This is a genomic window from Acidovorax sp. WCS2018Noco2-16 (genome assembly GCF_031843945.1).
Taxonomy (GTDB): Bacteria; Pseudomonadota; Gammaproteobacteria; order Burkholderiales; family Burkholderiaceae_C; genus Paracidovorax.
In genome coordinates this window covers 1,002,405-1,025,132 of record NZ_JAVTJJ010000001.1, presented here as the reverse complement: position 1 = coordinate 1,025,132, position 22,728 = coordinate 1,002,405, and the positions used below count along the sequence as shown (strand labels likewise).

The window sequence follows — 22,728 nt, the reverse complement described above, 5'->3', positions numbered from 1 at the left end:
CTGCGCGCGCAGCCGCAGCTCATTTACTTGGGGTAGACGTTGCCCTGCCGGTCGTAGCACCGGAAGACGTTGCACTGCGTGATCTGTGCCGGCCGGCTGGGCGCAGGAGACGGCGGCACGACGACGGGGGGGTGCGAATAGTAGGGGTAGGGCGGGGACGTGTAGGGCGTCGCGTATGCAGGTCGATTGGCGCGTGAGCGCTCGGCGTCCAGATAGGCGGCGGGGCTCAGGCAGGCCTGGTCGGCCTGCCGCTGGGCGTTGTCGAGCCGCGAGGCTTCATCGACCATGCCGCGGCCCAGGGTGCTGGTCACTTCCTGCAATTGGCGGCGGGCGTTGTGGCACTGGGCTGATTGCGACGGATCTGCTGCCGCTTCACGCCGGGGCTGGGTACGGCGCTCGCGCGCTTCACGGGCCTCATCCCGCTTTTCCTGCTCGGCCTCAGCCTGCAGACGGTCATGCCGCCGCTCCAACGCTTCGGCGGCTTGTTCACGTTCCTGGCGAATCTGCTCGGCCGACTTGCGGGGCTCCACCTCGCGTGCCGCCGTGCCGTTGCCGCAGTTGCCGTCGGTGTAGGTGACCTTGCCGGTGGCCGGGTCGGTGCAGCGCAGCACCTGGGCTTGGGCGGTATTTGCCAGGAAAGGGACCGCCAGCGCCAGCAGAGCAGCCGTTGGCAACCAGCGGCGAGCCCGTGACCGCATGGCCGGAAGTGAAACAAGCAATGGAGCGGAGGTCATAGGACTGGTCAGTGGTAAGCCCGAACGCCACGCACCTTAACGCCAATCGGGCTTCTGGTTGCCTTCGCCGCGGCGGCGGTTGTTTTCCATCTGTTCCCAGGTGCGGCGATTGCGCTCGGCTTCGTCGCGCCGGTTGCGCTCGATTTCAGGGTTGGGATGGGGCGGCAGGCGGTTGGCGTTGCGTTGCACGCGCTCATCGCGTTGGCGTTCCGCGTCGCGCCGATCGGCATCACGGCGAATTTCCTCGCCACGGCGCCGGTCGTCCCATCGGCGGTCAGCCTCACGGCGGTCGGCTTCGCGCCGGGACGCATCGCGGCGCTCGTCGTCGCGTCGGCGCGCTTCCCAGGCCTGGCGGTCACGGCGCTCGCGCCAGTCGTCGTCACCCCGCTGCCAGCCAGGGCGCTGCGTGTAGATGGGCACCGGAACCGGCACGACCTGGGGGCTGGAATAGATGTAGCGCGGCGACTGCTCGTACACCGTGACCGATGAGCTGGTCGATGGATAGCTGCTGACCGGATAGCCATTGGACGGGTAGTAGCTGCCGCCCTGGTCGTAGTACGGATCGCCAGGCACGGCCGCGCAACCCACGGCCAGGCTGGCCACCACCGTGGCAGTGGCAAGGCGAAGGACGGATGGAAGGTTTGGCATGGCTTGTCTCTTTCTTGCAAGGCGCTCAAAGCGCAGGGTGGCAGCAGCCGCTGGTGGTGCGTCTGAAACATCTTGGTCGTCTGACGCGCTGCGCACCATTTTGGTTGACCCCGACCCCGGTGCTTTGTCGGGCTTTGCCGGGTCTTCACGGTTGTTTCGCATTGTGGGGCGGGGTTATTTGCGCCCATCGATGGCACTTTCGCCTGTTTGTCACTCACTCGCTCACGCCGGGTTGCTGCTGCAGGTAGGCTGCCAAGGCGGCGATGGCCTGGCGCACCTTGGCTGGCTGGGTGTCGCGTTGGGGCGTGACGGCCCAGATGCGCAGTCCATCCACCGGCCCGAAGTGCCACTGCGGCAACAACCGCACCAGCCGGCCGCTGGCCAGCGCGTCGTGCACGTCGATGCTGCCGACCAGTGCCAGGCCCAGCCCGGCCTCGCACATCTGCTGGATCGACAACTGGTTGTTGCTGGCAATGCGCGGCTGTACACGCAACGCCTGTGCCGGCGCGCCGGGCGGGTGCACCTCCACCAGCAAGGCGCCGTTGTCGCGCGCCAGGCCCAGCCAGGGTTGCGCCAGCAATTGTTCGGGACTGGCCGGTGTGCCGTGCTGCGCCAGGCATTGGGGCGCGGCGCACAGCCACCATTGCAGCGTGCCCAGGCGCCGGGCGGCCCAGGTGGAATCTGCCAGGCCGCCGAAGCGCACGGCCAAATCCACCCGCGACTGGATCAGGTCGATCGGGGCGTCGTCCACCAGCAGCCGCAGCCGCAGGGCAGGGTGCTCGGCCAGCAAGGTGCCCAGCGCCGGCGCGATGTGGCGGGCAAAGCCGACCGGGGCGGCCATGCGCAGTTCGCCGCTGGGCTCGTCGCGCGATGCAGCCAACTCGGCGCGGGCCTGCTCGGCCGCCGCACACATTGCGGCGCACTGGGCGTGGTAGCGCGCGCCGGCTTCGGTCAGCGCCAGCTTGCGGGTGGATCGGTGCAGCAGCGTGACGCCGCCGGATTGCTCCAGCAGCCGCACCTGTTGGCTGACTGCCGAAGGGCTGAGCCCCAAGGCGCGCGCAGCGCCGCTCATCGAGCCGTGCTGCACCACACTGGCGAAGAGCGCCATGCGTTTCAGGTCATCCATTGTGAAGCATGCCTTCAAAGAAAAGGCTGAAAAAGCCTTCTAGTGCGTCGATTGTGCAGTCCATACGATAGCGACATCGCCACAACGGCATTTGTCGACCCAAGGGAGCTTTCCATGAACATCGCTTTGATCGGTACCGGTTTCGTCGGCGCCGCCGTGCTGGATGAATTGCTGCAACGTGGCCACCGCGTCACCGTGCTGGCACGCAGCCCTGAAAAGATCGCCGCCCGCGACGGCCTGACCGTGGTGGCCGCCGACGCACAAGACGCGCCCCAAGTAGCTGCCGCCGTGCGTGGCCATGACGCGGTCATCAGTGCCTATAACCCCGGCTGGACGGTGCCTGACATTTACGACCAGTTCCTGCGTGGCACCTCGGCCATTCTGGATGGCGTGCGCACCGCAGGCATCAAGCGGGTGCTGGTGGTAGGTGGCGCGGGCAGCCTGTTCGTGGCACCGGGTGTGCAGCTGGTGGACACGCCCGACTTTCCGGCGGAATGGAAGTCCGGTGCGCTGGCCGCTCGCGATGCGCTCACCCGCCTGCGTGAACAAAAGGATCTTGAATGGACCTTCCTGTCGCCGCCCATCCTGCTGCAGCCGGGCGAGCGCACCGGTCGGTACCGGCTGGGCACCGAAGCGCCTTTGATGAATGGCGACCAGCCCGGCAGCATCAGCGTGGCGGACTTGGCGGTGGCACTGGTCGATGAGGTCGAAGTGCCCAGCCATGTGCGCCAGCGCTTTACCGTAGCTCACTGAGATTGCTATAAAAAATATAGCTGCCAGCGCTTGATGGATAAGCGCTGCAGCACTATTTGACTCATATTCTGCACAAGGTGCGGAGGCCAGCGCAGAAGTCGGCGCAGATCAGGCTGGCAGCACCTTGCGCATGGTCTCGGCCAGGTCTTCCGCGACGAACTTGGCCACGTAGCCGTCGGCGCCTACGCTGCGCACGTGGTCTTCGTTGGCCGAGCCCGACAGCGACGAGTGGATCACCACCGGAATGTGCTTGAACCGCGCGTCTTGCTTGATATTGCGCGTCAGGGTGAAGCCGTCCATTTCGGGCATTTCCAGGTCGGTCAGCACCAGCGCCACGCGGTCGGTCACGCTCTTGCCTTCGGCCTCTGCGCTGCGGGCGATGGCGTTGAGCCGGTCCCACGCTTCCTTGCCGGACTTGGTCATTTCGTACGGTGCATGCAGCGCCTGCAGTTCCTGCTCGATCAGCGTGCGTGCGACGAAGGAGTCGTCAGCCGCGAGGATGATGCTGCCAGGCTTGAGCTTGAGCCGCGGGCCCACCTTGGCCGGGTCGACCTGGTGGGCGTCGGAGGGCGACACCATCTGCAGAATCGCTTCCACGTCCAGCACCTGGGCCAGGCGCGAGCCATCGGTGTTGCCGTCCAGCCGGGCGATGCTGGTGACTAGCTTGCCGCCGGTGCCGCTGCTTTCCGCCGACAGCACCTGCTTCCAGTCCAGCCGCACGATGTCTTCCACCGACTCGACCGCGAACGCCTGCGTGGTGCGCGCGTATTCGGTCACCAGCATGATGTTCAGGCCCGTCTGGGGCTTGCAGCCCACGATGGAGGGCAGGTCCAACACCGGAATGATCTGCCCGCGCAGGTTGACCACGCCCAGCGAATGCGGGGTGGAACCAGCGATCGGGGTGATGTTGGGCATGGCCACGATCTCGCGGATCTTGAACACGTTGATGCCGAACAGCTCCGACTTGCCCAGCGCTTCGTCCTGCCCTAAGCGAAACAGCAGCAATTCGAACTTGTTCGTTCCGGTGAGATTGGTGCGCTCGTCGATTTCCTGCTGCACGGCTGCTTTCATCACTGCTCCTTCGCTTCGATGCGTCTGCTTACAAATTGGAAGATGGTTGGCATTGTGGCCCCATCGGGCGCCGCGTGCGTGCCTGGTTTTCACCCGGTCGGGCAGATTGCATGCCAGCGGGTTTGGACGACGCTTTGGCGCAACGGATCAGCCGGCAGCCAGGCATGGCAACGCAGCCGGGTTCGCCCCCTTCGGATGGGTGGCACCAGCCCGCAGGCGAACCCTGTGCACCGATGAATTTACGGGCGCGCCTTCAAAGAACGCTCTGCTACAGAATTCCAGCGTCGCGCAATGTGCGGATACGCGCGGCGTCCAACCCCAACTCTTTCATCACCTCGTCGGTGTGTTGCCCCAGCGCAGGCGGGGCATGGCGCAGCACAGGCGGGTGGGCCGACAGGCGCAACGGGCTGGCCACCGTTGTCACCGTCGCCACGCCGTCGCCGGTCTCGCCGGGCTTCCAGCGTGGCAGATCCACGCGCAGGCCGCGGGCTTGCACCTGGGCGTCGTCGAAAGCTTGGGCGACGGTGTTGACCGGGCCGCAGGGCACGGCCTTGTCTTGCAGCAGGGTGATCCAGTCGGCCGTGGTGCGGCTGCGGGTGACGTCTTCCATCAACGGAATCAGTTCGGCGCGGTGACGCACACGCAGCGTGTTGGTGGCAAAGCGCGCGTCCTGGGCCCACTGGGGTACGCCGGCCGCGGCGCAGAACCGTGCGAACTGGCCGTCGTTGCCAATGGCCAGCAGCATGTTGCCGTCGGCGGTGGGAAAGTCCTGGTAGGGCACCAGGCTGGGGTGGCTGTTGCCCATGCGGCCGGGCGATTCGCCCGTGGCCAGAAAGCCCGATGCCTGGTTGGCCAGCACGGCCATGCCTACGTCCAGCAGCGCCATGTCGATGTGCTGGCCTTCGCCCGTGCCGGTGGCGGCGTTGTCGCGCGCATGCAGTGCGGCGAGGATGGCGTTGCTGGCATAGAGGCCGGTGAACAGGTCGATCACGGCCACGCCCACGCGCAGCGGGCCGCCGCCAGGGGCGCCGTCGGCCCGGCCGGTGATGCTCATCAGCCCGGTCATGGCCTGCACCATCAGGTCGTAGCCGGCGCGCTCGGCATAAGGGCCGTCTTGCCCGAAGCCGGTGACCGAGCAGTAGATGAGGCGCGGGTTCAGCGCGCGCAGGCTGCCATGGTCCAGGCCGTACTGCTTGAGCCCGCCGACCTTGAAGTTTTCCACCACCACGTCGGCCTGCAGCGACATGTCGCGGATCAGCTGCTGGCCTTGGCTCGTGGCCATGTTGATGGTGACCGAGCGCTTGTTGCGGTTGCAGGCCGTGAAGTAGCTGGCCTGGGTCGTGTCGTTGCCCTCGGCGTCCTTCAGGAAGGGCGGGCCCCAGTGGCGCGTGTCGTCGCCGGCGCCGGGGCGCTCCACCTTCACCACGTCCGCGCCCAGGTCGGCCAGCACCTGAGTGCACCAGGGCCCGGCCAGCACGCGCGACAGGTCGAGCACACGGATGCCGGCCAGGGCGCCAGCCGAGGGGACGGAAGGGTGGTTCATGCGTCGGAAGGTAGTTTAATGATGAAATTGGCCTCTAGCGCTTATTGGATAAGCGCTGGTAGCTATCATATTAATAGCTTCCGAGCTGCGTGGGTCAGAACGCCGCCAGGCCGGTCTGTGCACGGCCCAGGATGAGTGCATGCACATCGTGCGTGCCTTCATAGGTGTTCACCACTTCCAGGTTGACCAGGTGGCGCGCCACGCCGAACTCGTCGCTGATGCCGTTGCCGCCCATCATGTCGCGCGCCACGCGGGCAATGTCCAGCGCCTTGCCGCAGTTATTGCGCTTGATGATGGAGGTGCCTTCCACCGACGCGATGCCTTCGTCCTTCATGCGGCCAAAACGCAGTGCGGCCTGCAGGCCTAGAACGATCTCGGTCTGCATGTCGGCCAGCTTCTTCTGGATGAGCTGTGTGGCGGCCAGCGGGCGGCCGAACTGCTTGCGGTCCAGCGTGTACTGGCGCGCGGTGTGCCAGCAGAACTCGGCCGCGCCCATGGCGCCCCAGGCGATGCCGTAGCGCGCGCTGTTCAGGCAGGTGAAGGGGCCTTTGAGGCCTTGAATGTCGGGGAAGGCGTTTTCTTCAGGCACGAACACGTCGTCCATCACGATCTCGCCGGTGATCGATGCGCGCAGGCCCACCTTGCCGTGGATGGCCGGCGCCGTCAGGCCCTTCATGCCCTTGTCGAGCACGAAGCCGCGGATGGGGCCAACCACATCCTTGCCGTCGCTGCCTTGGATGACTTCCTTGGCCCACACCACGAACACGTCGGCCACCGGGCTGTTGGTGATCCACATCTTGGTGCCCTTGAGCCGGTAGCCGCCAGCCATCTTGTAGGCGCGAGTGGCCATGCTGCCGGGGTCGGATCCGTGGTCGGGCTCGGTCAGGCCGAAGCAGCCGATCCATTCGCCGCTGGCCAGCTTTGGCAAGTACTTCTGCTTCTGCGCCTCGGTGCCGAATTCGTGGATGGGCACCATCACCAGCGAGCTTTGCACGCTGGCCATCGAGCGGTAGCCGGAATCGACGCGTTCGACCTCGCGCGCGATCAGGCCGTAGGCCACGTAGCTCAGGCCGGGGCCGCCGTACTGTTCTGGAATGGTGGGGCCGAGCAGGCCGACTTCGCCCATCTCACGGAAGATGGTGGTGTCCATCTTTTCATGGCGAAACGCATCCAGCACGCGTGGGGCCAGCTTGTCCTGGCAGTACGCGGCGGCGGCGTCGCGAATGGCGCGCTCGTCGTCGGTGAGTTGCTGTTCGATGAGGAAAGGGTCGTCCCATTGGAAAGCGGCGTGGGCCATGGTGTGTCTCCGGTCGGTTGTCTGAGAGGGCTTGCAGGCACCAAATGCATGAACAGCATGTGATGACTGATGTTGGGCATGCTACGGATGCGGGTGCGAGCAAGCAAACGACTTGTTGTCATCCATGAATGCGCAAATGGAATATCTGGGTGCTTTGGTGGGTGATCTGCAGTACGCTCGCGACCATGCATCGCCACCTACCTTCCACCCAGGCGCTGGCCTGTTTCGAAGCTGCGGCCAGGCACGAGAGCTATACCCGCGCCGCACAAGAGTTGCTGTTGACGCAAAGCGCGGTATCAAGGCAGATCCTGGCGCTGGAAGAAGGGCTGGGCGTGCAACTGTTCAGGCGCACCCGCCACGGCGTGGTGCTGACCCCCGCCGGCGCCCGCTATGGCCGGCAGGTGGCGCGCTGGCTGCAGGGGCTGGAGCGCGACACGCTCGACGTGATGGCGCACCAGGGCCGGGGCGGGGCGCTGTCGCTGGCGGCAGTGCCCACCTTTGCCACGCGATGGCTCATTCCGCGCCTGCCGCAACTGGCCGCGCTGCATCCGGACATCGTGGTGCACATCGACACCCGCACGCGCCCATTCTTGTTTGCCGACACTACCTTCGACGCAGCCTTGTATGCCGGCACACCCACTCAGGTGGCGCAATGGCCGGGCGTGCAGGCGCAACTGCTGATGCACGAAGACGTGGTGCCCGTGTGCAGCCCACGGCTGCTGGAATCCGCCGCGCCGCGCGGTACCGGGCGCGCGCACCAGCCGGTGTCCGCGCAGGTGCTGGCGCGCATGCCGCTGCTGCAGCAAAGCACGCGGCCGCTGGGCTGGCAGCAATGGTTCGGAGCGATGGGGGTCGACGCGCCGCGTGCGCTGGACGGCCCGCGCTACGAACTCTTTTCCATGTTGGCCGTGGCGGCTACGCACGGCCTGGGCGTGGCATTGATGCCGCCGATGTTGATCGAGGCAGAGATTGCGCGCGGCGAGTTGGTGGTGGCCTGCCCACGCCCGTTGCGCGGCGAGCGCGCCTACTACCTCATCAGTCCGACGGCGGTGCAGGCGCCTGTGCTGGCTACGTTTGCTGCGTGGTTGCAGGACAGCGCCGCGACTTGAGCGCTGAGGGGCTTTGCGCTGGCGCTGACGATTGCGCCACTGGCAGAGCGCGGCTACGCTGTCAGGCAAGGTCTGGGGCAGGCATCGAGCCAGAGTCGCTCCAGGCTGGCGATTGCGCATAACCGAACCAGGAACCAGGAGCCTTCATGACAGCTATTCCTTCCACCTACCACGCACCCACTTTCGAGCCGACGGTGGACGAGATCGAAACCCTCAAGCAACTGGAGCTCGGCCGGGCCATCAGCGTGCCGGATGCCCTGAAGCACCATCTGTCGGGACGACTGCTGGACTGGAAGCTGATTGCCCATGGCGCGGGCGGAGACCTGCACATCACCGACGCCGGACGGCAGATCATCAAACGGCAAGACAACTGATCGTTCAAGCCCTTCGGGTCAAGCTTTAAGCCGCCGTTGCGTGATGCGCACGGCGGCTTTTTTATGGGTAATTACGTATCGGCAACGGGTTTGGACATGGGAATCGCCGTCGTCCTACAAGAACACTACGCCCCTCCAATTTAATCTTGCGGGCATCGGAAGGCGCCTTGGATGCACTTCCGATTTCTCCGTACCGGGTCTCGTACCTGCTGGCGGTACGAAGCTGACCCAACGGCAGGCTGCGAAGGCAGTCTCCGTCAGCGAAGAGGATGGTTTGAGGGCGCTCCTTGCGGTGGCGCTGACAATCTCGGTCGCATGCCGGCGCTTTGTCTACCTGCTCATCCGTCGGGTTTCTGATGATCAAGCCTATTGAAGGAGTGACTTATGAAGCAAGCCTTGACGGTCGTAGCCGGGTTCGTGTTGTTCTCGAGTCTCGGTATCGCTTACTTGGCTGCTTCGGTCATGGCAAGCGTTTGACCGTGCCCAACCCTCCCGCTGGATAAATCCATGATTGTTTTCACGTTGCACCGCCGCTGTATTCCGCCCGTGAGCTTTATCGCTTCGGGCAAGCCGGGGCAACCCGTGGAGCCCGACGTGCCAGGGGTGCCGCCGGAGCCTGCTGACACGCCGCCTTACTTGCACGGCTTCGGCAAGTTGCAACGTTAACTAACCTAATTGGTAGATCGCTCAGGTTGCCGTGCTGCAGCAACTTCATTCGAGTGATGACGCCGCCACTGTGGCAGCAACGCGATGGGTTTTTGACCTTCGCTCAGCTGTGGTGCACGGCCGCACGCGCCGCTGAATGGCCATCCAGCGCCATTCGAACGCGGCGGGCCAGGTCCCCCATCGCATACGGTTTTTTCAGAACGTCAAATTCAGCGCCTTCCGATACGTCGGTGATGTTGCCATCGCCTGAGTAGCCTGTTGTCAGCAGCAGCGCGATGCGGGGATGGCGACGGCGCACTTCGCGCGCCAGCACAAAGCCGTTCATGCCGCCCGGCATCAACACATCCGAGAACACCAAGTCAGGCGCTGGAGAAGGGTGTGGCGCATCAAGCCGGGCCAACGCCTCGGCCCCACTGGTGACGATCTCAACGGCGTAGCCCAGATTCTCGAGCATGGCGCCAGCAAGGTCAGCCACCTCTTGCCGGTCGTCCACCACCAGCACGCGTTCGGTGCCGCCACGTTCTGCAGGTCTGTCGTCCTGCCCCGTTGGAGGAAGCTGCATCGCCTTGCTGGTGGCAGGGAAGTACAGCCGCACTGTCGTGCCCACTCCGACCTCTGAGTAAATGTTGACCGTACCGCCCGATTGCTTTGCAAAGCCGTACACCATGGATAGGCCCAGCCCTGTGCCTTCGCCTTCCGGTTTGGTCGTAAAAAACGGGTTCACTACCTGCTTCATCAGTTCTGGCGGAATGCCTTCGCCCGTGTCGGTAATCGATAGCGTGACATAGGTGCCGGGCTGCAGTCCACCATGGGTGATCAAGTCGGCACCCTTCACTTCGACGTTGTCGGTGTGAATCGTCACGTGCCCGCCGTCAGGCATTGCATCGCGCGCGTTGGCGACGATGTTGATGATGGCCACTTCCAGCTGCGTGAGGTCGACCTGGCAGTTGCCGAGATCAGGATGAAGTTCCATCACCAGCTGAATTTGACCCGTCAATGTTTCTTCAATCAACGAGCGAATGTTCTGCGCAGCCGCGTTGAGATTGATGGGCCGCCCCTCCAGCCTCTGCTTGCGCGCGAAAGCCAGCAGTTGCTGGGTGAGCGTCGCCGCGCGCTTGACCGCCTCGCTCGCGCTGCCTACGCTGGTCAGCACCGCTTCTGCATCTTTGCCCGTTTGCACGCGCCGCTTCGCAATCTCCAGGTGTCCGGAAATCACCTGCAGCAGATTGTTGAAGTCGTGCGAGATGCCACCGGTCAACTGGCCCAGCGCTTCCATCTTCTGCGCTTGCGCCAGCGCCTGTTCCGCATCGCGCCGACGGCTAACGTCAAGCTGCGATGCAAAGAAATAGACCAGCTCCTGCTGCTTGTTGTAGACGGGCGAGACGAACAGCGCATTCCAGAATGACGAGCCATCCTTGCGGTAGTTCAAGATCTCGGTCGTGAACTCCACACGATTCTCAATTGCCTCCCGGAGTGCCGCCACAGTCGACGGATCGGTGCCTGGCCCCTGGAGAAAGCGGCAGTTAGTGCCAAGAATCTCTTCGCTGGAGTATCCGGTCATCGACAGGAAAGCCCGATTCACGAACACGATCGGCTGATCAGGCTGCCGAGGATCCGTCACCAACATGGGCATGCGGGTGGTTTCAATGGCGGTGAAGAAAATGTCGTCTTCGTGATGGTTCAACGTGCGTACGTCTGAACCGGCCATTGACACTTCGGGAGCCTTGGAGCCGACAATGGGGGGCTTTTCGCCTTGCGAATTCATGCTGCATTAAATCAGCCGGGTGGCCCTTCGCTGTAGGCCGAGTGGCTTTTTCCTGTGTCGGTCAGTGGCGCAAGAGGCGTGAGGGAAGGGTTCTACGGCTGGGAAAGCATATAGGGCCTCTGCGGTGGTTCATCCTTGAACAGACCAGCGGCAGCCGGGTGCTGACCCACGGCCTGTCGCGAGTGACCTTCTGGGATATCTCGCGTCGAATGGGCCTGGACAGGCCTGTCTTCCCCAACATGAAGGTGGGTCTGGAACGGCCAGGCAAGCGCCGTGCACAAGCGATGTATGTTGGAGAGGTTCGGGGTGCCGGATTGAGCGCGAGAGCTTTGTTCGGATGCGTGTCTGGCGAGGTTCAAACCGGCAAAGGCCGGCTAGTCCGTCCCTGCCTTCGACAGTCCATGCGAAGTCAAATCTCGATCATGCGCAATTTGAGCAGCATGCCCGAGCATGGGGCGTCTACATCCACCCCTGTCGAGTTGAAGCTAAGCCGATTCCCGGTTGCTGCTCGCTTCAATTTCACGCAACATTTCGTTGGATTTCTCCAGTGCTTCTGCCGTCTCGGCCAACTGCTGCCCTATTTCGTCAGTCCGCTCCACCGCGGCCAAAACATCCGGGTTTGTTTGCGCCGAAGGCACCTGTGTACTGAGGACCGCATGCACTACTTCGAGCTCGTTCGAAGCCGACTTGATCTGCTCAACAGCTTCGACGTTCTGGCTCAAAACCTCGGGGATGGCGGTATTGCTGTGTGTACTCATGGTGCGGCTTCTTTTGGACTGCGAAAGATTACAGTATTTAACGCCACTGAGGACGATCGGCGCCGCTATATGAAAGCGGGAACGTCAACGCTCAATGCCAAGTATGGAAACATCCTCAATAGACAGTCGCAGGATGCTCGCATTCCGTTGAGGGCGATTTTTCATCGAAGACAGTCAACCATTCATGGCACCTTGTTGAGTCTCCGGAAGACATCGCCAGTGCAGAGGTTGTTGCGTGCGCCACAAAGTCAACTCAAGCAACTCGTCCCCCGTTGACCTCTTCCTCCCAGCTCACTCGAGTCTCGACGTACTTTCGGAGGTTAGAGGCAGAAAGCCGGGCCAATATGCTTTCGTTCTGGGCACCCATGCCACCGAGGAAATGCGTGGCGCTTCCTGACGTTGAGCGCCGACGGCATTTTCGACAAGTCGACTGACGTCGATATATTCATTGATCGATGCGTAGCGATTAACCGAGCCTGATCGGGCTTGGGGTGCTACTCGCAGGCTCAGCCGCAGCTTTCCACCTTCGATTCGCAAAATATCAGGAGGAGAAGCGGTAGCGGCACGCCGCATGCACGTTGCGGAAATGAATGCAAAGCACATTCCTAAACCATAGCAAGAAAGCCATGGTGCCCGGGGCCGGAATCGAACCGGCACGCCTTGCGGCGGGGGATTTTGAGTCCCGTGAAGAAATGAGGATTGGCGCGGGTTTCCAGGCAATCTGTTCCGCAAATCTGGGTGTACCGGCTCCCTCTGTGAGAGACGCGATGCGGAACGTGTTCAGCCTACCGGTTTGAGCTTCCGGACGCCGCCGTAATGGCGTTCCGTGATGCGCTTGTCCGAGTGCTGCAGCAGCTCAGATGCCGCGTCCAGGTTCTCCGATTTCTGAGCAGCGCGCTTGCGCATGTCCCGCAGGTAGAGCGCCCTGATGGAGCGCACCAAGTCGTCGTCGTTCGCCAAGCCGGCCACCACCACCGCCCGGTCTCGAGCCAGATCCCAGCGATATCGTAGCTTCGTGAAGTTGAGCGGCTTGCCGTCTGGAGTGGACAGGAGCATCAGGTGATCAGCGGCAGTGGCCCGCCTGCGCTGCAGCAGGCCGGGGAGGGTGGCCGAAAGGCTCATGTCCCATTCCGCCTCCTTGCCCGTCTTGCTGGCCTCCAGGTGAAGCACGTCGCCGCGAGGCATAAGCACGGTGATGCAGTCGGTCAGGCGCATGCCCGTCGCCGCCCCCAGCTCCATGCAGTCCTTCAGGACCTGGTCTCCCTGAGCATAGATGGCTGCATACAGATGGTCGGGCACCTTCATCTTGCGCGGCTTTTCCTTGTTCTTCCACTTCGACCGCTCCATGCCATGCGCTGGCCAGGGCAGGGATGTGTAGCCTTCGACGCGGGCCCAGTTCCAGATGATCGATAGCAAGGCCATTTCACGGTTGCCCTGCGTCTTGGCTGTGCGCTTGCGGAGGTAGGCACTCAGGATCGGCAGGGTCACCTGGTCCCAGGTGGACGGTCCGAACACAGGGCGGATGCGCCGTAGGTGCTTCGTGTAGCCGGCCTTCGTGACCTTGCTTTCATAGCCCGGAAGTACCTCGATCTCCCAAGCGGCGAACGCCTCTTCCATGTGGCCGGCGATGGAGGGGCCGGTCTCGTGGAACAGTTCTGCCCATTTCCGCAGCGCCAGGTCGTAGTCCGTGCCCAGAGAGACGTCTGGAAGTCCCTCCGGACGCATGTCGTAGAAGTAGTAGGTCACCACTTTTCCGCTGGCGCGCTTGCGGGTGTGGGATCGCAGACGAGGGTGCGCGTTGGTCATACGACCGCCGCTAGGTTCACACCGCGCGCTGGCGTCACTACCCGGCCAGCGAGCCACTCGCGAGTGTGGAACCGGCTCACGAGGAGGCGGGTGCCCCGGCGTCGGTAGGGGATGCCGTCTTGCGTCAGGATGCGCTCCTGTTCGTCGATTTTTGCCGTGCCGGTCAGGTCGCGTAGCTCGGAAGGCTGCAGCAGTTCGGTGGCCAGCGGTTCAGGCTTCAAGGACATTCTCGCTCTCCTCTCCCTCGACTGGCGGTCCGTTCTTCTGCCTGCACCTTCCTGATGGTGTTGATCTTTGCCAACGCCGCGCGCGCTGCGACCAGATCTGCGCACTCAGTGGCCAAATCGGCCAACGTGAACCCCTCCTTTTGGCGGAGGAGGAACACTTCACGCTGCGCCTGCACAGCGTGCCAAAGCGCTTTTGTGTCGGCGCGTGTCAGCTGCGGAGTCGTGGACTTGCTCTCGGCCGCGCGCCGCAGGGCGTGCACCTCGGCTCGAGATGTGGCGTACAAAATGTACGGAATGGTGCCCACTCCGCCGCGTCCGGCCACCATCAACTGGCTGGGCGCCACACCCTGGGCGTGAGCGAGCAGCGCCTGCAGGGCCATGTCATAGGCTCGCTGAGTCGCGCCATCTACCTTCCCCCGGCATGTGGCGAGCTTGCGCGTCTCGTGCAGCAACTCGTGAACCAACCATTCATGCTCGGCGATCCATACGTCTCTGTCGGCTTCATCAGTCATGGCCGGGTCCTTGTGCTGCTGCGCTGGCTTTCATCAGCTTTGCCGTTGGGTGACGCTTCTGAATGTGCAGCGAGCTGATCTGCGCCGGTACGTTGGCCGGTGGCATATTGTGGGAACGGCAAAAAGTCATGGAGCCATCTCCTCGCGCTCTGCTTGGTACAGGGCCTCGGCCATCTCCAGCAGTCGCACCGGATCAGGCGGCGAGCCGGCCTCTCCGACCCTGCCCGCGATCTCCGCGCAGAACTGGATTGCCAGTGCCTCCTGCTTGGGCGACATGACGTCGAATCGAGGCTGCCAGCTTTCGAGCGCCTCCAGTTCCGCCAGCTCATTCGTCAGCACCTGCACCTTGGCGCGCGCTTCCGCCAACCTCTGAAAGGGGATGGGGTGTTTCCCATCACGCGAGAGGACCTTCGGCACTGCAGGTCCAGCAATCTTGAGGGTATGTGCATGCAAGTCAGCGTGCGTCTGGCCGAGCTGTTCGAGAAGTCGCTTGTCGTGTCTGCTGCTGGAACTGGCCACCACACTGACAGCGTGGTGAAGTAACTGGTGCAAAAGCGCCGTGTGTTGTTCAAACCAAGCCGAGACGTCGATGACTTCCGGCACTTCGGCCAGCAGTGCGGCGGCGCTGCGGGCCTGCTGCTTGGCCGCCTCGTCGACCTTCATTGCGGTCACAAGGCTTGGGGATGTAGCTTGTGCGCTTTGTGGGTGTTGGAGCATCAGACCACCTTCACCGTTGTCAGCGCAGCCTGAGCCGTACGCACACAGTTCAACGCCACGTCGAAATACATGCACACCCGGCCTTCGCTCCACTTGCCGAAAGTGAAGCCATGGGCGAACTCCAGGTGCTCCAGCAGGTCGACCAGCTGGCTAGCTTCGAAGGTGCGCGAGCGCAGATCGTCGGGCAGCTGCTGAGTGAGCCTCATGATTTCCAGGTGTAGTCCCGACAGCAGCCACTGCGCGTGCTTCAGCGTGCCGTGCAAGCCTGGGCACTTGTCCGACTCATCAATCCCGGCGTCGCCACCGAACACGTGCACGAGGGTATGCAGAACCGCTGCCGCGCGGGCGAAGCGACAGGACAAGCTGTCGTGCACATCGCTGGGCAGGACTGATGCGCCGTCAGCAGAAGGTGTCTCGACCGGTGGAGCAGCGCGTCGTCTCGCGACTGCTGCGGGGTAGGTTTCCCAGCCGTCCAGCACTCCGGGGTCATTCGTGAGCGCCACCAGTGGCATGCGCGCCTGTTCAATGAAGGAAAGGCGTTCAGGGGATGGAGCATCGCCGGGCACCTGTAAGGCCGCCTTGATCAGCGAAGCAATGGTGTAGGTTTCGTTGACCGTGGTGGCCTCGCCGGAGTCGTAGAACTCCTCTGGGCGACGGCTCATCGCATCAGCGAGATAGTGGGCCGCCCGTAGCAGTCGCTCACTCTCTCCGGAATAGCAAATGGACTCGTCGGTGCCTGCGGCGCAGAGCAGAGCCTCGACCAAGTCTTTCCGCCATTGCACGGCCTGGTCGGGCGTCTTCGACGCTGGCGTGCCGACTACGCGTACTTTGCGCTCCGGCTCGGCGCTCCGGGTCGGTGCTGCGATGGCGCTCATGCTGCACCCCCGGCCATCTGTTTGATCAGCGCGCTCTGCCGCTGCAGGACATCCGCCAAGCCTTCATCAACTCGGCAAGTAGGCCAGTCCGGGTAGTTGTACGCGATGTTCTTCTCGTATAGCTCTGCGCGAAATGACGGGTAGCTCTCCGCTGCCAGGTGGATCTGGTCCAGCGTCGAGTTCGCCTTGATGCACCATTCCACCAACAGGCCTGCGCGCTCGGCTTCTGAAGCCAGCGACTCCATTTGGATCGCAGCGGGCGCCCGGCGGAATGGCGCTTGCGGCCACTCGCGCCGAGCGAAGCTGCCGCACGCGGCCTGCAGCAACTCCGTCCGCGCCACGTCGTCGTATTCTTCCAATGCGGCGCACACTGCAGACACCGCATTGCAAACCGCCTTCAGCATCGTCAGTGAGTGGCCGGCGCTGTGGGTCCAGCCGTGGATCACTGCCAACTCGGCAGCCGCAGTAAGACTGTCGCGTGTCCAGAGAGTCTCGGCGAGGAGGCTGGTGGTGTCTTCCCAAACCGGCTCCGCGTCGCCGATCAACAGCACTTGCCGCAGACCTTCCTTTGCGTGTGTGACCAGTTCGCCTGCGATGTCGGAGGGCAAGGGGCCGCTCGTTGGATCGACGAGTTCGAAGAGCGCGTCGAACACCGGGTCCAGCACGGCCCGAACCGGTGCGCGCCAGTCCGCTGGAGCTGAAGTGCGGGCCGCCGCTGGGCTGAGCGCAGGTTCAGTCTTTCGATTGCGCGTTGTGGGCTTGGTCGCTGCCGGACTTGCGTCCGTCACGGGGCGCGCGATAATCGCGTTCATGATTCGTTCCTGGTAAGGGTTGGATCTAGAAGCCGGTTTGCGGGTCCAAGCGCATACCGGCTTCGCCGTTTCTGGGTGGCTGCTTGCGCAGCGGCATGGTCGTCACTCCACTGCTTTCGGCCAGCGCTTGAGCCGCTTCAACGCGCGGCTGATAGGCAGCACGCGGTACACGGCCAAGACGCCGCCGATGTTGCGCAGGACGACGTAGTCGTGCCCGCCGGCATTGGCCTGGCCGCTGAGGTCGGCCGCGGGCTGCTGGGCGCCGAGCTTGCCGGTGTGCAACTTGATCGCGCGCTGTGTCAATTCGTCGAGGTTCATATGGGCCTCACTGCACGGGATGGACGTTCCCTGCCTCGACCTTGTCGCCGAACCGTTCGCGGATTTCGTTCTCGACGTTGGCGACTGGCATGCCCAGCTTCTCCGCGATCTGCTCCGCTGAGAACACCGGTTCGCCCGCATCGTTCACGAACTTGGTTTTGGGAACCAGGTCCAGTTCCTTGGCCTTGGCCAAGAACTTCGCATACACCTCAGGCGGCGCGTGCTTCAGCATCTCTTCAAAGAGCGGAATGGACTCAGGCGCTTCGCGGTAGCACGGGCCGTGCTTGGCACGGAATTCCTGCAGCGCGCGGCCGGCAGCGAGGAATTTCATGTGGCGCAGCTGCTCAACGTACTCTGGCTTCGTCGCCTGCAGTTCGTGAGCCGACAGGCCCTGAGCGAAAGCTGCATCGCCGTTCCCGATGCAAGTCACGAAGCAGTCGTCGCACCAATCGGAGAACTCGGCAGGGTCGGTGCCCAGGTCAGCGCAGATCGCCTGGATCTGCTCAGTCGTGCGAGGCCCGTGGTGAGTCTTCGCTTGGCAGATTTCACACAGACCTTTCATGGCCAAGGCGACGCCGGGAGTCATGCAGCCTCCGAGGCAAGTTCGTCCATGCGTTGCTTGATCGCATCGGCGTGATTGCCAGCGACGTGCTTGTGGAACTCCAGCCAGCTATGCACGGCCGTCAGCTCCAGTCGCGTTAGGTCAGCTAGTCCCAAATGCTCCACCCGACCGTTGCGGATGACCGCGTAGGCGTCCTGCTCCACAAGATCGTCCCGCGTTGTGTGGGGTGCGCCGGGGATGATCGGTTCGAGCAGGTCGTCCAGCGCTGTGACTGTCTTGCTGAGCTCGGTCAGGGCCTCCTCTGCGCCTTCGCATTCGGGAGTCGGGATGTTGGCGCTCTCCCACTCGGCGGCTACGCGCATCGCAGCTTGGACGATGGGCAGGATGACCGGTAGGGGGGCGGTGGTCAGGTCGAGGGCCATCAGTGGGCCGGTGCCGCTGATGGAAGTTATGACGGTGGGTTGGCTGGTGGGCATGTTTGCTTCAGGTGGTTGAGGAAACGGTTCAGAGACGTTGGCGCGCCGCGCCCTCGACTTCGGCGCGGATCTCGATGGAGGGGCGCCGGCGGGCGATCTGGTGGTCGCGCCAGAGCAGCGCGACGGCCCAGGACAGCGATGCAGGAACGCTGGCGCCAGCGCGGCGGCGCATGGCTGTAAGGCGGAGGAGGGCGGAGAGCGACTTCATGCCGCAGCTCCAGCGGTGGCCGACTGCTGCTGAGCGACGACAACACCATTCATTGCACGCCGCACGCGCAGAGCATGTTCGCGGCCCAGGCCATGGGCCAGCGCCATCAGGCCGGCTTCGAGGGATTCGGGTGTGGGCTGGCCGGCGCGCAGCAGGGCAGCAGCTTGGCTTTCGAAATCAGGCGGGATGGGAGCGGTTGAGTGGACTCGGCCGCTTTCGGCTTGAGCGTCGCACCAGTCTGCCAACGCACGGGTGTGCTGCGCCCATTCTTCCGCTGTCGTGGCGGCAGTGCGAAGGCCGCACGCAGCGGCGGGCCAGCGGCTCGATTCAATGGCGTTCAGCGCAAGCGCGCAACGTCGGCTTTGAGATTCAGGTGCCGCCTGCAATAGGGCGGCGAGGTCGGTGGTCGGCATCATCACTCCATCTGAGCGCCACGACATGCGGCGCACTCAGCTGAAGTTTAGAACCTCTGAATATCAACAGTCAAGCAATACTGAACAAAGTTAAGATTGACTTGTCCTGGAGTTCTGGGAGTTAGGTCGCCACTGTCTTGCAGAAACGATGGCGACTACGACATCCATCCTCCGCACATCGTCGCGAGCGATTGACACTCTGTCGCCTGTCTCCACCACCTCGAAGGTGAGCGTCCCGTCCATCTTGTCCGTCAAGAACTCGGCGAATGTGAGTTTGTCCTCGCCAACCAGTTCCAAGATGCAGTAGTCACTGAATCCTGGTTTTGCGTTTCGTTCAAGCACTAAGAACTGCCCGTCTTTGAGTGCCGGCGACATCTTGTCTCCTCGCACGCGTACTGCATAACCATCGTGTACGCCTGAGCCGAGAATTGTTCCGGCTCCAAGCATCTCGTCTATCTCGCAATGGCCGCGAAAGAAATCCACCGCTCCGATAACCTGCAAATCCACAATATTGCCACCCCTGCCGCCAAGCGAATAGTCCGTTGTGAGTGCATTCGGATCAGGCGGCAATCTCTCAGGCATAGGAAACCCGGTGTGCTTCGAAATCTGGACTATCTGCTCATAGCTCGGCTTGTGAGCTCCGCTTTCCCACATGGCCACATTTCCTTTTGACCGGCCCACGGCATCGCCCAACTGTTGTTGGGTCCACTGCCGGTGTCTGCGGGCAGTCTTGATCCACTCATTAAGTTCCATGTAGGCAATCGTATAGTTTTGCTGATCTCCATTGGTCAGAAATACTTTACCTTGGGATTCAGAAATCCTATACTGCCTCGAGTCTGCAAAGGTTTTGAGCATGGAACATCCGATCGAAAGGGCCGCAAAATTGTTGGGGAACCAGACCCATCTTGCCGCGGCATTGAAGGTGAGCAAGGGCGCGGTGAGCCAATGGAAGGAGCCTAGTGGTCGAGTCCCTGCTGAGCATTGCCCTGCCATTGAGAGACTCACTGGTGGAGCAGTCCGTTGTGAGCAACTCCGCCCCGACATCGAGTGGAGCGTCCTGCGTCGAGAGATGGCGCCTACTGCCGAGGTGATCCATGGCTGAGCAGCCCCGACCTTCCTTGGTTGGTGACGCACATGCGCCGGCTCCAGGTCGGGGCAACACCATCTCGGTGGTTGACACCCTGGAGTTTGCAAAGCGCGAGTTCGTCTTCATCGGCGGCTGCGTGGTCACCGACAGGCCAGACCTGCCGCTATCGCCTGACACCAGCTGGACGTCCGACTTCTCGCTCGTGGTAGCAGCTATCGACGATGTCATCGACCAACTGGTGGGCGTGGGTCGCCGTACTGGTCTCGAATGTGCTGGTTGTAGTACGAACCAGCCGACGCGGCCGATTTCAGCCCGGACCAAATATGTGCCGGCACACCTGGATAGTCGTACGGCTGCAGAGGAGCGCTCGTGAACCACAAGCGCAAAAGCCGTCTGTCGGGATCGTATGTAGCCTTGACCAGGGTTCCCGAACCTGGGAACGAGCGTGACTCGACCATTTTTGTCTGCCCCTCTCGGTGATGGTTGTGTGAGAACTCCATCGTACGACCGGGAGAGGGCGGGCACCCTTCGTCATCACCGTCCCTCCCGACCTGCGGCCGCGAACCCCCAGCGCGGCGCATTCCCTTCCGACCGTGCCTGCGCGGCCCGGTACTCCAGGCGGAGCTCACCAGAAATCCACCGCATCTCCAGCTTCGCTGTGCTTACGACCTGCGTGGATAGCCCTGTCGCAGGGTCCACATTCAGCGAGAAGGCGGTCCGGGTGGAAGAGTGGAAGGGGCTAGCTTTTGATGTCGAACGGTGCATCTCTTCAGTCCTTTCGTGCCGTGATTCGGCGATGACTGAAGTCTCTTTTTTTTGGTCTGAAGAGGCACCCCTTTTGACCCCTAACGTTTATGGAGCCTTCGATGAAGCTCTTCTATGACGACGAGTTCGACGCCATCGCTACAGCCATTGGCAACAGTGGCAAGGCGTTCAAGGATGTCGCTTCCCACATGTTTCCTGACATGAAGGTAGAGAGTGCCTACGCCCGCCTAAAGGCCTGCTGCAATCCCACTGGCGACCAACGGCTCACGTTCGGTCAGGTGCTGCGCCTCATGGCGTTCTGTGAATGCTATGACCCGCTGTATCACGCATGCGACGACACGCTCCACGCCCGGCCTGACCGCAAGGCGCCTGAGGACGAAGCCGTAAAACTGGTCGAGGTGATGAACTCCGCGGCCCAGACCATGGAGCGTGCTATGCGTGCTATGGAACAGCTCAAAGCCCGCGGTGGCATCCGGGCCGTGGTATGACAGAAGTCCTGCAAGAAGCTCAAAGAGTAGCGATAAGGCATTGCGGCATGCCCGGGAGCCTCCATGGCTAACCAGTGGCTCCGCTTGTGGCACGACATGCCAAATGATCCGAAGTGGCGCACGATTGCCCGCCACTCAAAGCAGCCCATCAGCCTGGTTCAGGCGACGTTCATTCATCTGCTTGTCGATGCGTCACGCAATGTCACGCGCGGTCACGCTGATGTCACGGCCGAAGATTTAGCAAGCGCGCTCGACTGCGAAGAAGAGCAGATTCAAGCCATTCTCGATGCGATGCAAGGCCGTGTTCTGCATGACATGGAAATATCCGGTTGGGAAAAGCGGCAACCACGAAGAGAGGACAGCAGTGACGTGGAATCTTCCGCAAAGTCAGCAGCAGAGCGGAAAAGAGCGCAACGCGAGCGTGAAAAAACTGGTGCAGGGGAGGGCTTGTCACGCGATGTCACGGCAACGTCACGCGATGTCACGCTAGATAAAGATAAAGATAAAGATAAAGAAGAGGAGAGAGGTACCTCCTCTTCACTTCGTTCAGAGGAGGGTAGCGCCGCTTCCGCGACGACTCCCACCCCTGCCAAACCGAATCGAGAAAAACGGGCTCAGCGCACGCTCGCCGTCTTCCTGGCCGACTGCAAGGCTCAGTCCGTCAAGCCCGTTCCCGACGACCACGCCATCCGCCGCTGGGCGGCCGACGCCGGCATCACCGACGAGATGCTGCAGGTGGCCTGGCTTGCGTTCCGTGAGCGCTACGTCGACGACGCGAACAACCGCGGCAAGCGGTACAAGGACTGGGCTGCGACCTTCGCCAACAGCGTGAAAGACAACTGGTTCGGGCTGTGGTTCACGTCCGAAGCGGAGGGCGTGCAGTGGGCCACCAAGGGCCTGACCCGCAAGCAAGCGCTGGACGCGAACCGCGCTGCGAGGGAGAAGCCACGCGAGCAGGAAGCCGGCCATGTCGTCGTGTGAGCGATCTGCCAACTGGAGGATGAATGGCACCCGGGTGTTGTCCTGCAACCGGCCCAGTGCGCGCAGCGTCAACCGCGCGCCGAATTGATTCAGCATTTCGAGGAGACCTACCCATGACCACATCATTCGCAGCACTTTTCCCTCAGCCTGTGCAGAGCATCCCGCTGAAAAAGGACAAGCTGGCCAAGTCGACATCCCAGGTGATCTGGGACACGATCCTCGACCTGCATCGCCAGGAGCAGGTCGCCACCCGCGAGCTGCTGGTGGAGCTGACCGGTTACAAGATGACCATCGTCGACGACCACGTTAGTCGGATGATCGAAGGCGGGAGTTTGCGCAGAGTGCGTGCCGGCGTTTATGTCCCAGTGCCGAGGTATGACCCACCGCGGCCTGTCTCAGCCTCGATGACCACAGACGGGTTTTTCATCCTGGAGGTCGGCGAGCAAGTGCTTGTCCTGCAGCCGAAGGAAGCGCGAATGGTCGGTGCTTTGATGGCGGGCCAGTTCGCCCAGTTCAGCAACATTCAGAGCGGCCACGATCTGAACCTCATCGTGAATGAGGTGCAGCAGGAACTGCGGAAGCTGAAGCGTGATCTTGGGGAGGGATAGCGCGCCGACTATAGTATTGCCAGAGGGGG

29 protein-coding genes are annotated in these 22,728 nt (G+C 62.7%); 8 read left to right on the top strand and 21 right to left on the bottom strand.

Going from position 1 to position 22,728, the window contains the following annotated elements; translation table 11 throughout:
• Positions 1–23 precede the first annotated feature (23 nt).
• From RQI28_RS04635 to RQI28_RS04625, 3 genes are all read right to left on the bottom strand, one after another.
• A complete protein-coding gene (locus RQI28_RS04635) occupies positions 24–674 on the bottom strand; it encodes a DUF4124 domain-containing protein (protein WP_311230453.1) in 651 nt (216 codons plus the stop codon).
• A 96-nt stretch (positions 675–770) separates the two neighbouring features.
• A complete protein-coding gene (locus tag RQI28_RS04630; RefSeq protein WP_311221384.1) occupies positions 771–1,382 on the bottom strand; it encodes a hypothetical protein in 612 nt (203 codons plus the stop codon).
• 214 nt (positions 1,383–1,596) lie between these two features.
• Positions 1,597–2,508, bottom strand: a complete 912-nt coding sequence (locus RQI28_RS04625) for a LysR family transcriptional regulator (RefSeq protein ID WP_311221383.1) — start codon at positions 2,506–2,508, stop codon at positions 1,597–1,599.
• 114 nt (positions 2,509–2,622) lie between these two features.
• Here RQI28_RS04625 and RQI28_RS04620 point away from each other — a divergent pair, with 114 nt between their 5' ends.
• A complete protein-coding gene (locus RQI28_RS04620; protein ID WP_311221382.1) occupies positions 2,623–3,261 on the top strand; it encodes an NAD(P)-dependent oxidoreductase in 639 nt (212 codons plus the stop codon).
• 108 nt (positions 3,262–3,369) lie between these two features.
• Here RQI28_RS04620 and RQI28_RS04615 read toward each other — a convergent pair whose 3' ends face one another.
• The 3 genes from RQI28_RS04615 to RQI28_RS04605 form a co-directional block, all read right to left on the bottom strand.
• Positions 3,370–4,332: a chemotaxis protein gene (locus RQI28_RS04615; RefSeq protein ID WP_311221381.1), complete on the bottom strand. Its 963-nt coding sequence runs from the start codon at positions 4,330–4,332 to the stop codon at positions 3,370–3,372.
• 268 nt (positions 4,333–4,600) lie between these two features.
• A complete protein-coding gene (locus RQI28_RS04610) occupies positions 4,601–5,875 on the bottom strand; it encodes a CaiB/BaiF CoA-transferase family protein (RefSeq protein WP_311221380.1) in 1,275 nt (424 codons plus the stop codon).
• A gap of 94 nt (positions 5,876–5,969) precedes the next feature.
• Positions 5,970–7,172 (bottom strand): acyl-CoA dehydrogenase, encoded by a 1,203-nt coding sequence (locus tag RQI28_RS04605; RefSeq protein WP_311221379.1) that lies wholly within the window; start codon positions 7,170–7,172, stop codon positions 5,970–5,972.
• Positions 7,173–7,357: 185 nt separating this feature from the next.
• On the opposite strand from RQI28_RS04605, the gene RQI28_RS04600 reads away from it, so the two are divergent.
• From RQI28_RS04600 to RQI28_RS04590, 3 genes are all read left to right on the top strand, one after another.
• Complete coding sequence (locus RQI28_RS04600; protein WP_311221378.1) at positions 7,358–8,281, top strand: LysR substrate-binding domain-containing protein; 924 nt, start codon at positions 7,358–7,360, stop codon at positions 8,279–8,281.
• A gap of 146 nt (positions 8,282–8,427) precedes the next feature.
• Positions 8,428–8,655, top strand: coding sequence for a hypothetical protein (locus RQI28_RS04595; protein WP_311221377.1), 228 nt, complete (start codon positions 8,428–8,430; stop codon positions 8,653–8,655).
• Between the two features lie 507 nt (positions 8,656–9,162).
• The gene (locus tag RQI28_RS04590) at positions 9,163–9,321 is read left to right on the top strand and encodes a hypothetical protein (RefSeq protein WP_311221376.1); all 159 of its coding nucleotides are present in this window, start codon (positions 9,163–9,165) and stop codon (positions 9,319–9,321) included.
• Positions 9,322–9,424: 103 nt separating this feature from the next.
• Here RQI28_RS04590 and RQI28_RS04585 read toward each other — a convergent pair whose 3' ends face one another.
• The 14 genes from RQI28_RS04585 to RQI28_RS04520 all read right to left on the bottom strand — a co-directional run bounded on the left by RQI28_RS04585 (position 9,425) and on the right by RQI28_RS04520 (position 19,625).
• Positions 9,425–11,086 (bottom strand): histidine kinase famiy protein, encoded by a 1,662-nt coding sequence (locus RQI28_RS04585; RefSeq protein ID WP_311230454.1) that lies wholly within the window; start codon positions 11,084–11,086, stop codon positions 9,425–9,427.
• 485 nt (positions 11,087–11,571) lie between these two features.
• The gene (locus RQI28_RS04580; protein ID WP_311221375.1) at positions 11,572–11,844 is read right to left on the bottom strand and encodes a hypothetical protein; all 273 of its coding nucleotides are present in this window, start codon (positions 11,842–11,844) and stop codon (positions 11,572–11,574) included.
• A 780-nt stretch (positions 11,845–12,624) separates the two neighbouring features.
• The gene (locus RQI28_RS04575; RefSeq protein ID WP_311221374.1) at positions 12,625–13,650 is read right to left on the bottom strand and encodes an integrase; all 1,026 of its coding nucleotides are present in this window, start codon (positions 13,648–13,650) and stop codon (positions 12,625–12,627) included.
• On the bottom strand, positions 13,647–13,877 hold the full coding sequence (locus RQI28_RS04570; protein WP_311221373.1) for a DUF4224 domain-containing protein: 231 nt from the start codon (positions 13,875–13,877) through the stop codon (positions 13,647–13,649). The genes RQI28_RS04575 and RQI28_RS04570 overlap by 4 nt, the downstream gene beginning before the upstream one ends.
• Positions 13,868–14,389, bottom strand: coding sequence for a hypothetical protein (locus RQI28_RS04565; protein WP_311221372.1), 522 nt, complete (start codon positions 14,387–14,389; stop codon positions 13,868–13,870). The genes RQI28_RS04570 and RQI28_RS04565 overlap by 10 nt, the downstream gene beginning before the upstream one ends.
• 126 nt (positions 14,390–14,515) lie before the next feature.
• Entirely contained in the window at positions 14,516–15,052 is a 537-nt protein-coding gene (locus RQI28_RS04560) for a phosphotransferase (protein WP_311221371.1), read from the bottom strand.
• Between the two features lie 53 nt (positions 15,053–15,105).
• Entirely contained in the window at positions 15,106–15,981 is an 876-nt protein-coding gene (locus RQI28_RS04555) for a hypothetical protein (protein WP_311221370.1), read from the bottom strand.
• Positions 15,978–16,646, bottom strand: a complete 669-nt coding sequence (locus tag RQI28_RS04550) for a hypothetical protein (RefSeq protein WP_311221369.1) — start codon at positions 16,644–16,646, stop codon at positions 15,978–15,980. Before RQI28_RS04550 ends, RQI28_RS04555 begins: the two co-directional genes overlap by 4 nt.
• Before the next feature lie 249 nt (positions 16,647–16,895).
• A complete protein-coding gene (locus RQI28_RS04545; RefSeq protein ID WP_311221368.1) occupies positions 16,896–17,111 on the bottom strand; it encodes a hypothetical protein in 216 nt (71 codons plus the stop codon).
• 7 nt (positions 17,112–17,118) lie between these two features.
• Positions 17,119–17,697 carry a hypothetical protein gene (locus tag RQI28_RS04540; protein ID WP_311221367.1) on the bottom strand — a complete coding sequence of 193 codons (579 nt, stop codon included), beginning with the start codon at positions 17,695–17,697 and terminating at the stop codon, positions 17,119–17,121.
• Positions 17,694–18,149 carry a hypothetical protein gene (locus RQI28_RS04535; RefSeq protein ID WP_311221366.1) on the bottom strand — a complete coding sequence of 152 codons (456 nt, stop codon included), beginning with the start codon at positions 18,147–18,149 and terminating at the stop codon, positions 17,694–17,696. The genes RQI28_RS04540 and RQI28_RS04535 overlap by 4 nt, the downstream gene beginning before the upstream one ends.
• A 28-nt stretch (positions 18,150–18,177) precedes the next feature.
• The gene (locus tag RQI28_RS04530) at positions 18,178–18,321 is read right to left on the bottom strand and encodes a hypothetical protein (protein ID WP_311221365.1); all 144 of its coding nucleotides are present in this window, start codon (positions 18,319–18,321) and stop codon (positions 18,178–18,180) included.
• Positions 18,322–18,353: 32 nt separating this feature from the next.
• Complete coding sequence (locus RQI28_RS04525) at positions 18,354–18,770, bottom strand: hypothetical protein (protein WP_311221364.1); 417 nt, start codon at positions 18,768–18,770, stop codon at positions 18,354–18,356.
• Positions 18,771–18,860: 90 nt separating this feature from the next.
• Positions 18,861–19,625: a helix-turn-helix domain-containing protein gene (locus RQI28_RS04520; protein ID WP_311230455.1), complete on the bottom strand. Its 765-nt coding sequence runs from the start codon at positions 19,623–19,625 to the stop codon at positions 18,861–18,863.
• On the opposite strand from RQI28_RS04520, the gene RQI28_RS04515 reads away from it, so the two are divergent.
• A complete protein-coding gene (locus tag RQI28_RS04515; RefSeq protein ID WP_311221362.1) occupies positions 19,624–19,872 on the top strand; it encodes a helix-turn-helix domain-containing protein in 249 nt (82 codons plus the stop codon). The genes RQI28_RS04520 and RQI28_RS04515 overlap by 2 nt on opposite strands.
• Before the next feature lie 209 nt (positions 19,873–20,081).
• On the opposite strand, the gene RQI28_RS19715 is transcribed toward RQI28_RS04515, so the two are convergent.
• Entirely contained in the window at positions 20,082–20,315 is a 234-nt protein-coding gene (locus RQI28_RS19715) for a KTSC domain-containing protein (RefSeq protein ID WP_404976960.1), read from the bottom strand.
• A gap of 408 nt (positions 20,316–20,723) precedes the next feature.
• Here RQI28_RS19715 and RQI28_RS04505 point away from each other — a divergent pair, with 408 nt between their 5' ends.
• The 3 genes from RQI28_RS04505 to RQI28_RS04495 all read left to right on the top strand — a co-directional run bounded on the left by RQI28_RS04505 (position 20,724) and on the right by RQI28_RS04495 (position 22,699).
• Entirely contained in the window at positions 20,724–21,110 is a 387-nt protein-coding gene (locus tag RQI28_RS04505; protein WP_311221360.1) for a hypothetical protein, read from the top strand.
• A gap of 63 nt (positions 21,111–21,173) precedes the next feature.
• Entirely contained in the window at positions 21,174–22,091 is a 918-nt protein-coding gene (locus tag RQI28_RS04500; RefSeq protein ID WP_311221359.1) for a hypothetical protein, read from the top strand.
• A gap of 113 nt (positions 22,092–22,204) precedes the next feature.
• Complete coding sequence (locus tag RQI28_RS04495; RefSeq protein ID WP_311221358.1) at positions 22,205–22,699, top strand: hypothetical protein; 495 nt, start codon at positions 22,205–22,207, stop codon at positions 22,697–22,699.
• The last annotated feature ends 29 nt before the right edge of the window (positions 22,700–22,728 follow it).

Bases quoted from the DNA above. Each gene is read 5' to 3' on its own strand.
- RQI28_RS04620 (WP_311221382.1), top strand. From the start codon at position 2,623: ATGAACATCGCTTTGATCGGTACCGGTTTCGTCGGCGCCGCCGTGCTG.
- RQI28_RS04610 (WP_311221380.1), bottom strand. From the start codon at position 5,875: ATGAACCACCCTTCCGTCCCCTCGGCTGGCGCCCTGGCCGGCATCCGT.
- RQI28_RS04600 (WP_311221378.1), top strand. From the start codon at position 7,358: ATGCATCGCCACCTACCTTCCACCCAGGCGCTGGCCTGTTTCGAAGCT.
- RQI28_RS04585 (WP_311230454.1), bottom strand. From the start codon at position 11,086: ATGAATTCGCAAGGCGAAAAGCCCCCCATTGTCGGCTCCAAGGCTCCC.
- RQI28_RS04525 (WP_311221364.1), bottom strand. From the start codon at position 18,770: ATGCCGACCACCGACCTCGCCGCCCTATTGCAGGCGGCACCTGAATCT.
- RQI28_RS04630 (WP_311221384.1), bottom strand. From the start codon at position 1,382: ATGCCAAACCTTCCATCCGTCCTTCGCCTTGCCACTGCCACGGTGGTG.
- RQI28_RS04515 (WP_311221362.1), top strand. From the start codon at position 19,624: ATGGAACATCCGATCGAAAGGGCCGCAAAATTGTTGGGGAACCAGACC.
- RQI28_RS04625 (WP_311221383.1), bottom strand. From the start codon at position 2,508: ATGGATGACCTGAAACGCATGGCGCTCTTCGCCAGTGTGGTGCAGCAC.
- RQI28_RS04560 (WP_311221371.1), bottom strand. From the start codon at position 15,052: ATGAAGGTCGACGAGGCGGCCAAGCAGCAGGCCCGCAGCGCCGCCGCA.
- RQI28_RS04535 (WP_311221366.1), bottom strand. From the start codon at position 18,149: ATGCCCACCAGCCAACCCACCGTCATAACTTCCATCAGCGGCACCGGC.
- RQI28_RS04580 (WP_311221375.1), bottom strand. From the start codon at position 11,844: ATGAGTACACACAGCAATACCGCCATCCCCGAGGTTTTGAGCCAGAAC.
- RQI28_RS04505 (WP_311221360.1), top strand. From the start codon at position 20,724: ATGAAGCTCTTCTATGACGACGAGTTCGACGCCATCGCTACAGCCATT.
- RQI28_RS04555 (WP_311221370.1), bottom strand. From the start codon at position 15,981: ATGAGCGCCATCGCAGCACCGACCCGGAGCGCCGAGCCGGAGCGCAAA.
- RQI28_RS04605 (WP_311221379.1), bottom strand. From the start codon at position 7,172: ATGGCCCACGCCGCTTTCCAATGGGACGACCCTTTCCTCATCGAACAG.
- RQI28_RS04615 (WP_311221381.1), bottom strand. From the start codon at position 4,332: ATGAAAGCAGCCGTGCAGCAGGAAATCGACGAGCGCACCAATCTCACC.
- RQI28_RS04530 (WP_311221365.1), bottom strand. From the start codon at position 18,321: ATGCGCCGCCGCGCTGGCGCCAGCGTTCCTGCATCGCTGTCCTGGGCC.
- RQI28_RS04540 (WP_311221367.1), bottom strand. From the start codon at position 17,697: ATGACTCCCGGCGTCGCCTTGGCCATGAAAGGTCTGTGTGAAATCTGC.
- RQI28_RS04595 (WP_311221377.1), top strand. From the start codon at position 8,428: ATGACAGCTATTCCTTCCACCTACCACGCACCCACTTTCGAGCCGACG.
- RQI28_RS04545 (WP_311221368.1), bottom strand. From the start codon at position 17,111: ATGAACCTCGACGAATTGACACAGCGCGCGATCAAGTTGCACACCGGC.
- RQI28_RS04590 (WP_311221376.1), top strand. From the start codon at position 9,163: ATGATTGTTTTCACGTTGCACCGCCGCTGTATTCCGCCCGTGAGCTTT.
- RQI28_RS04565 (WP_311221372.1), bottom strand. From the start codon at position 14,389: ATGACTGATGAAGCCGACAGAGACGTATGGATCGCCGAGCATGAATGG.
- RQI28_RS04520 (WP_311230455.1), bottom strand. From the start codon at position 19,625: ATGCTCAAAACCTTTGCAGACTCGAGGCAGTATAGGATTTCTGAATCC.
- RQI28_RS04500 (WP_311221359.1), top strand. From the start codon at position 21,174: ATGGCTAACCAGTGGCTCCGCTTGTGGCACGACATGCCAAATGATCCG.
- RQI28_RS04570 (WP_311221373.1), bottom strand. From the start codon at position 13,877: ATGTCCTTGAAGCCTGAACCGCTGGCCACCGAACTGCTGCAGCCTTCC.
- RQI28_RS04575 (WP_311221374.1), bottom strand. From the start codon at position 13,650: ATGACCAACGCGCACCCTCGTCTGCGATCCCACACCCGCAAGCGCGCC.
- RQI28_RS04495 (WP_311221358.1), top strand. From the start codon at position 22,205: ATGACCACATCATTCGCAGCACTTTTCCCTCAGCCTGTGCAGAGCATC.
- RQI28_RS19715 (WP_404976960.1), bottom strand. From the start codon at position 20,315: ATGGTCGAGTCACGCTCGTTCCCAGGTTCGGGAACCCTGGTCAAGGCT.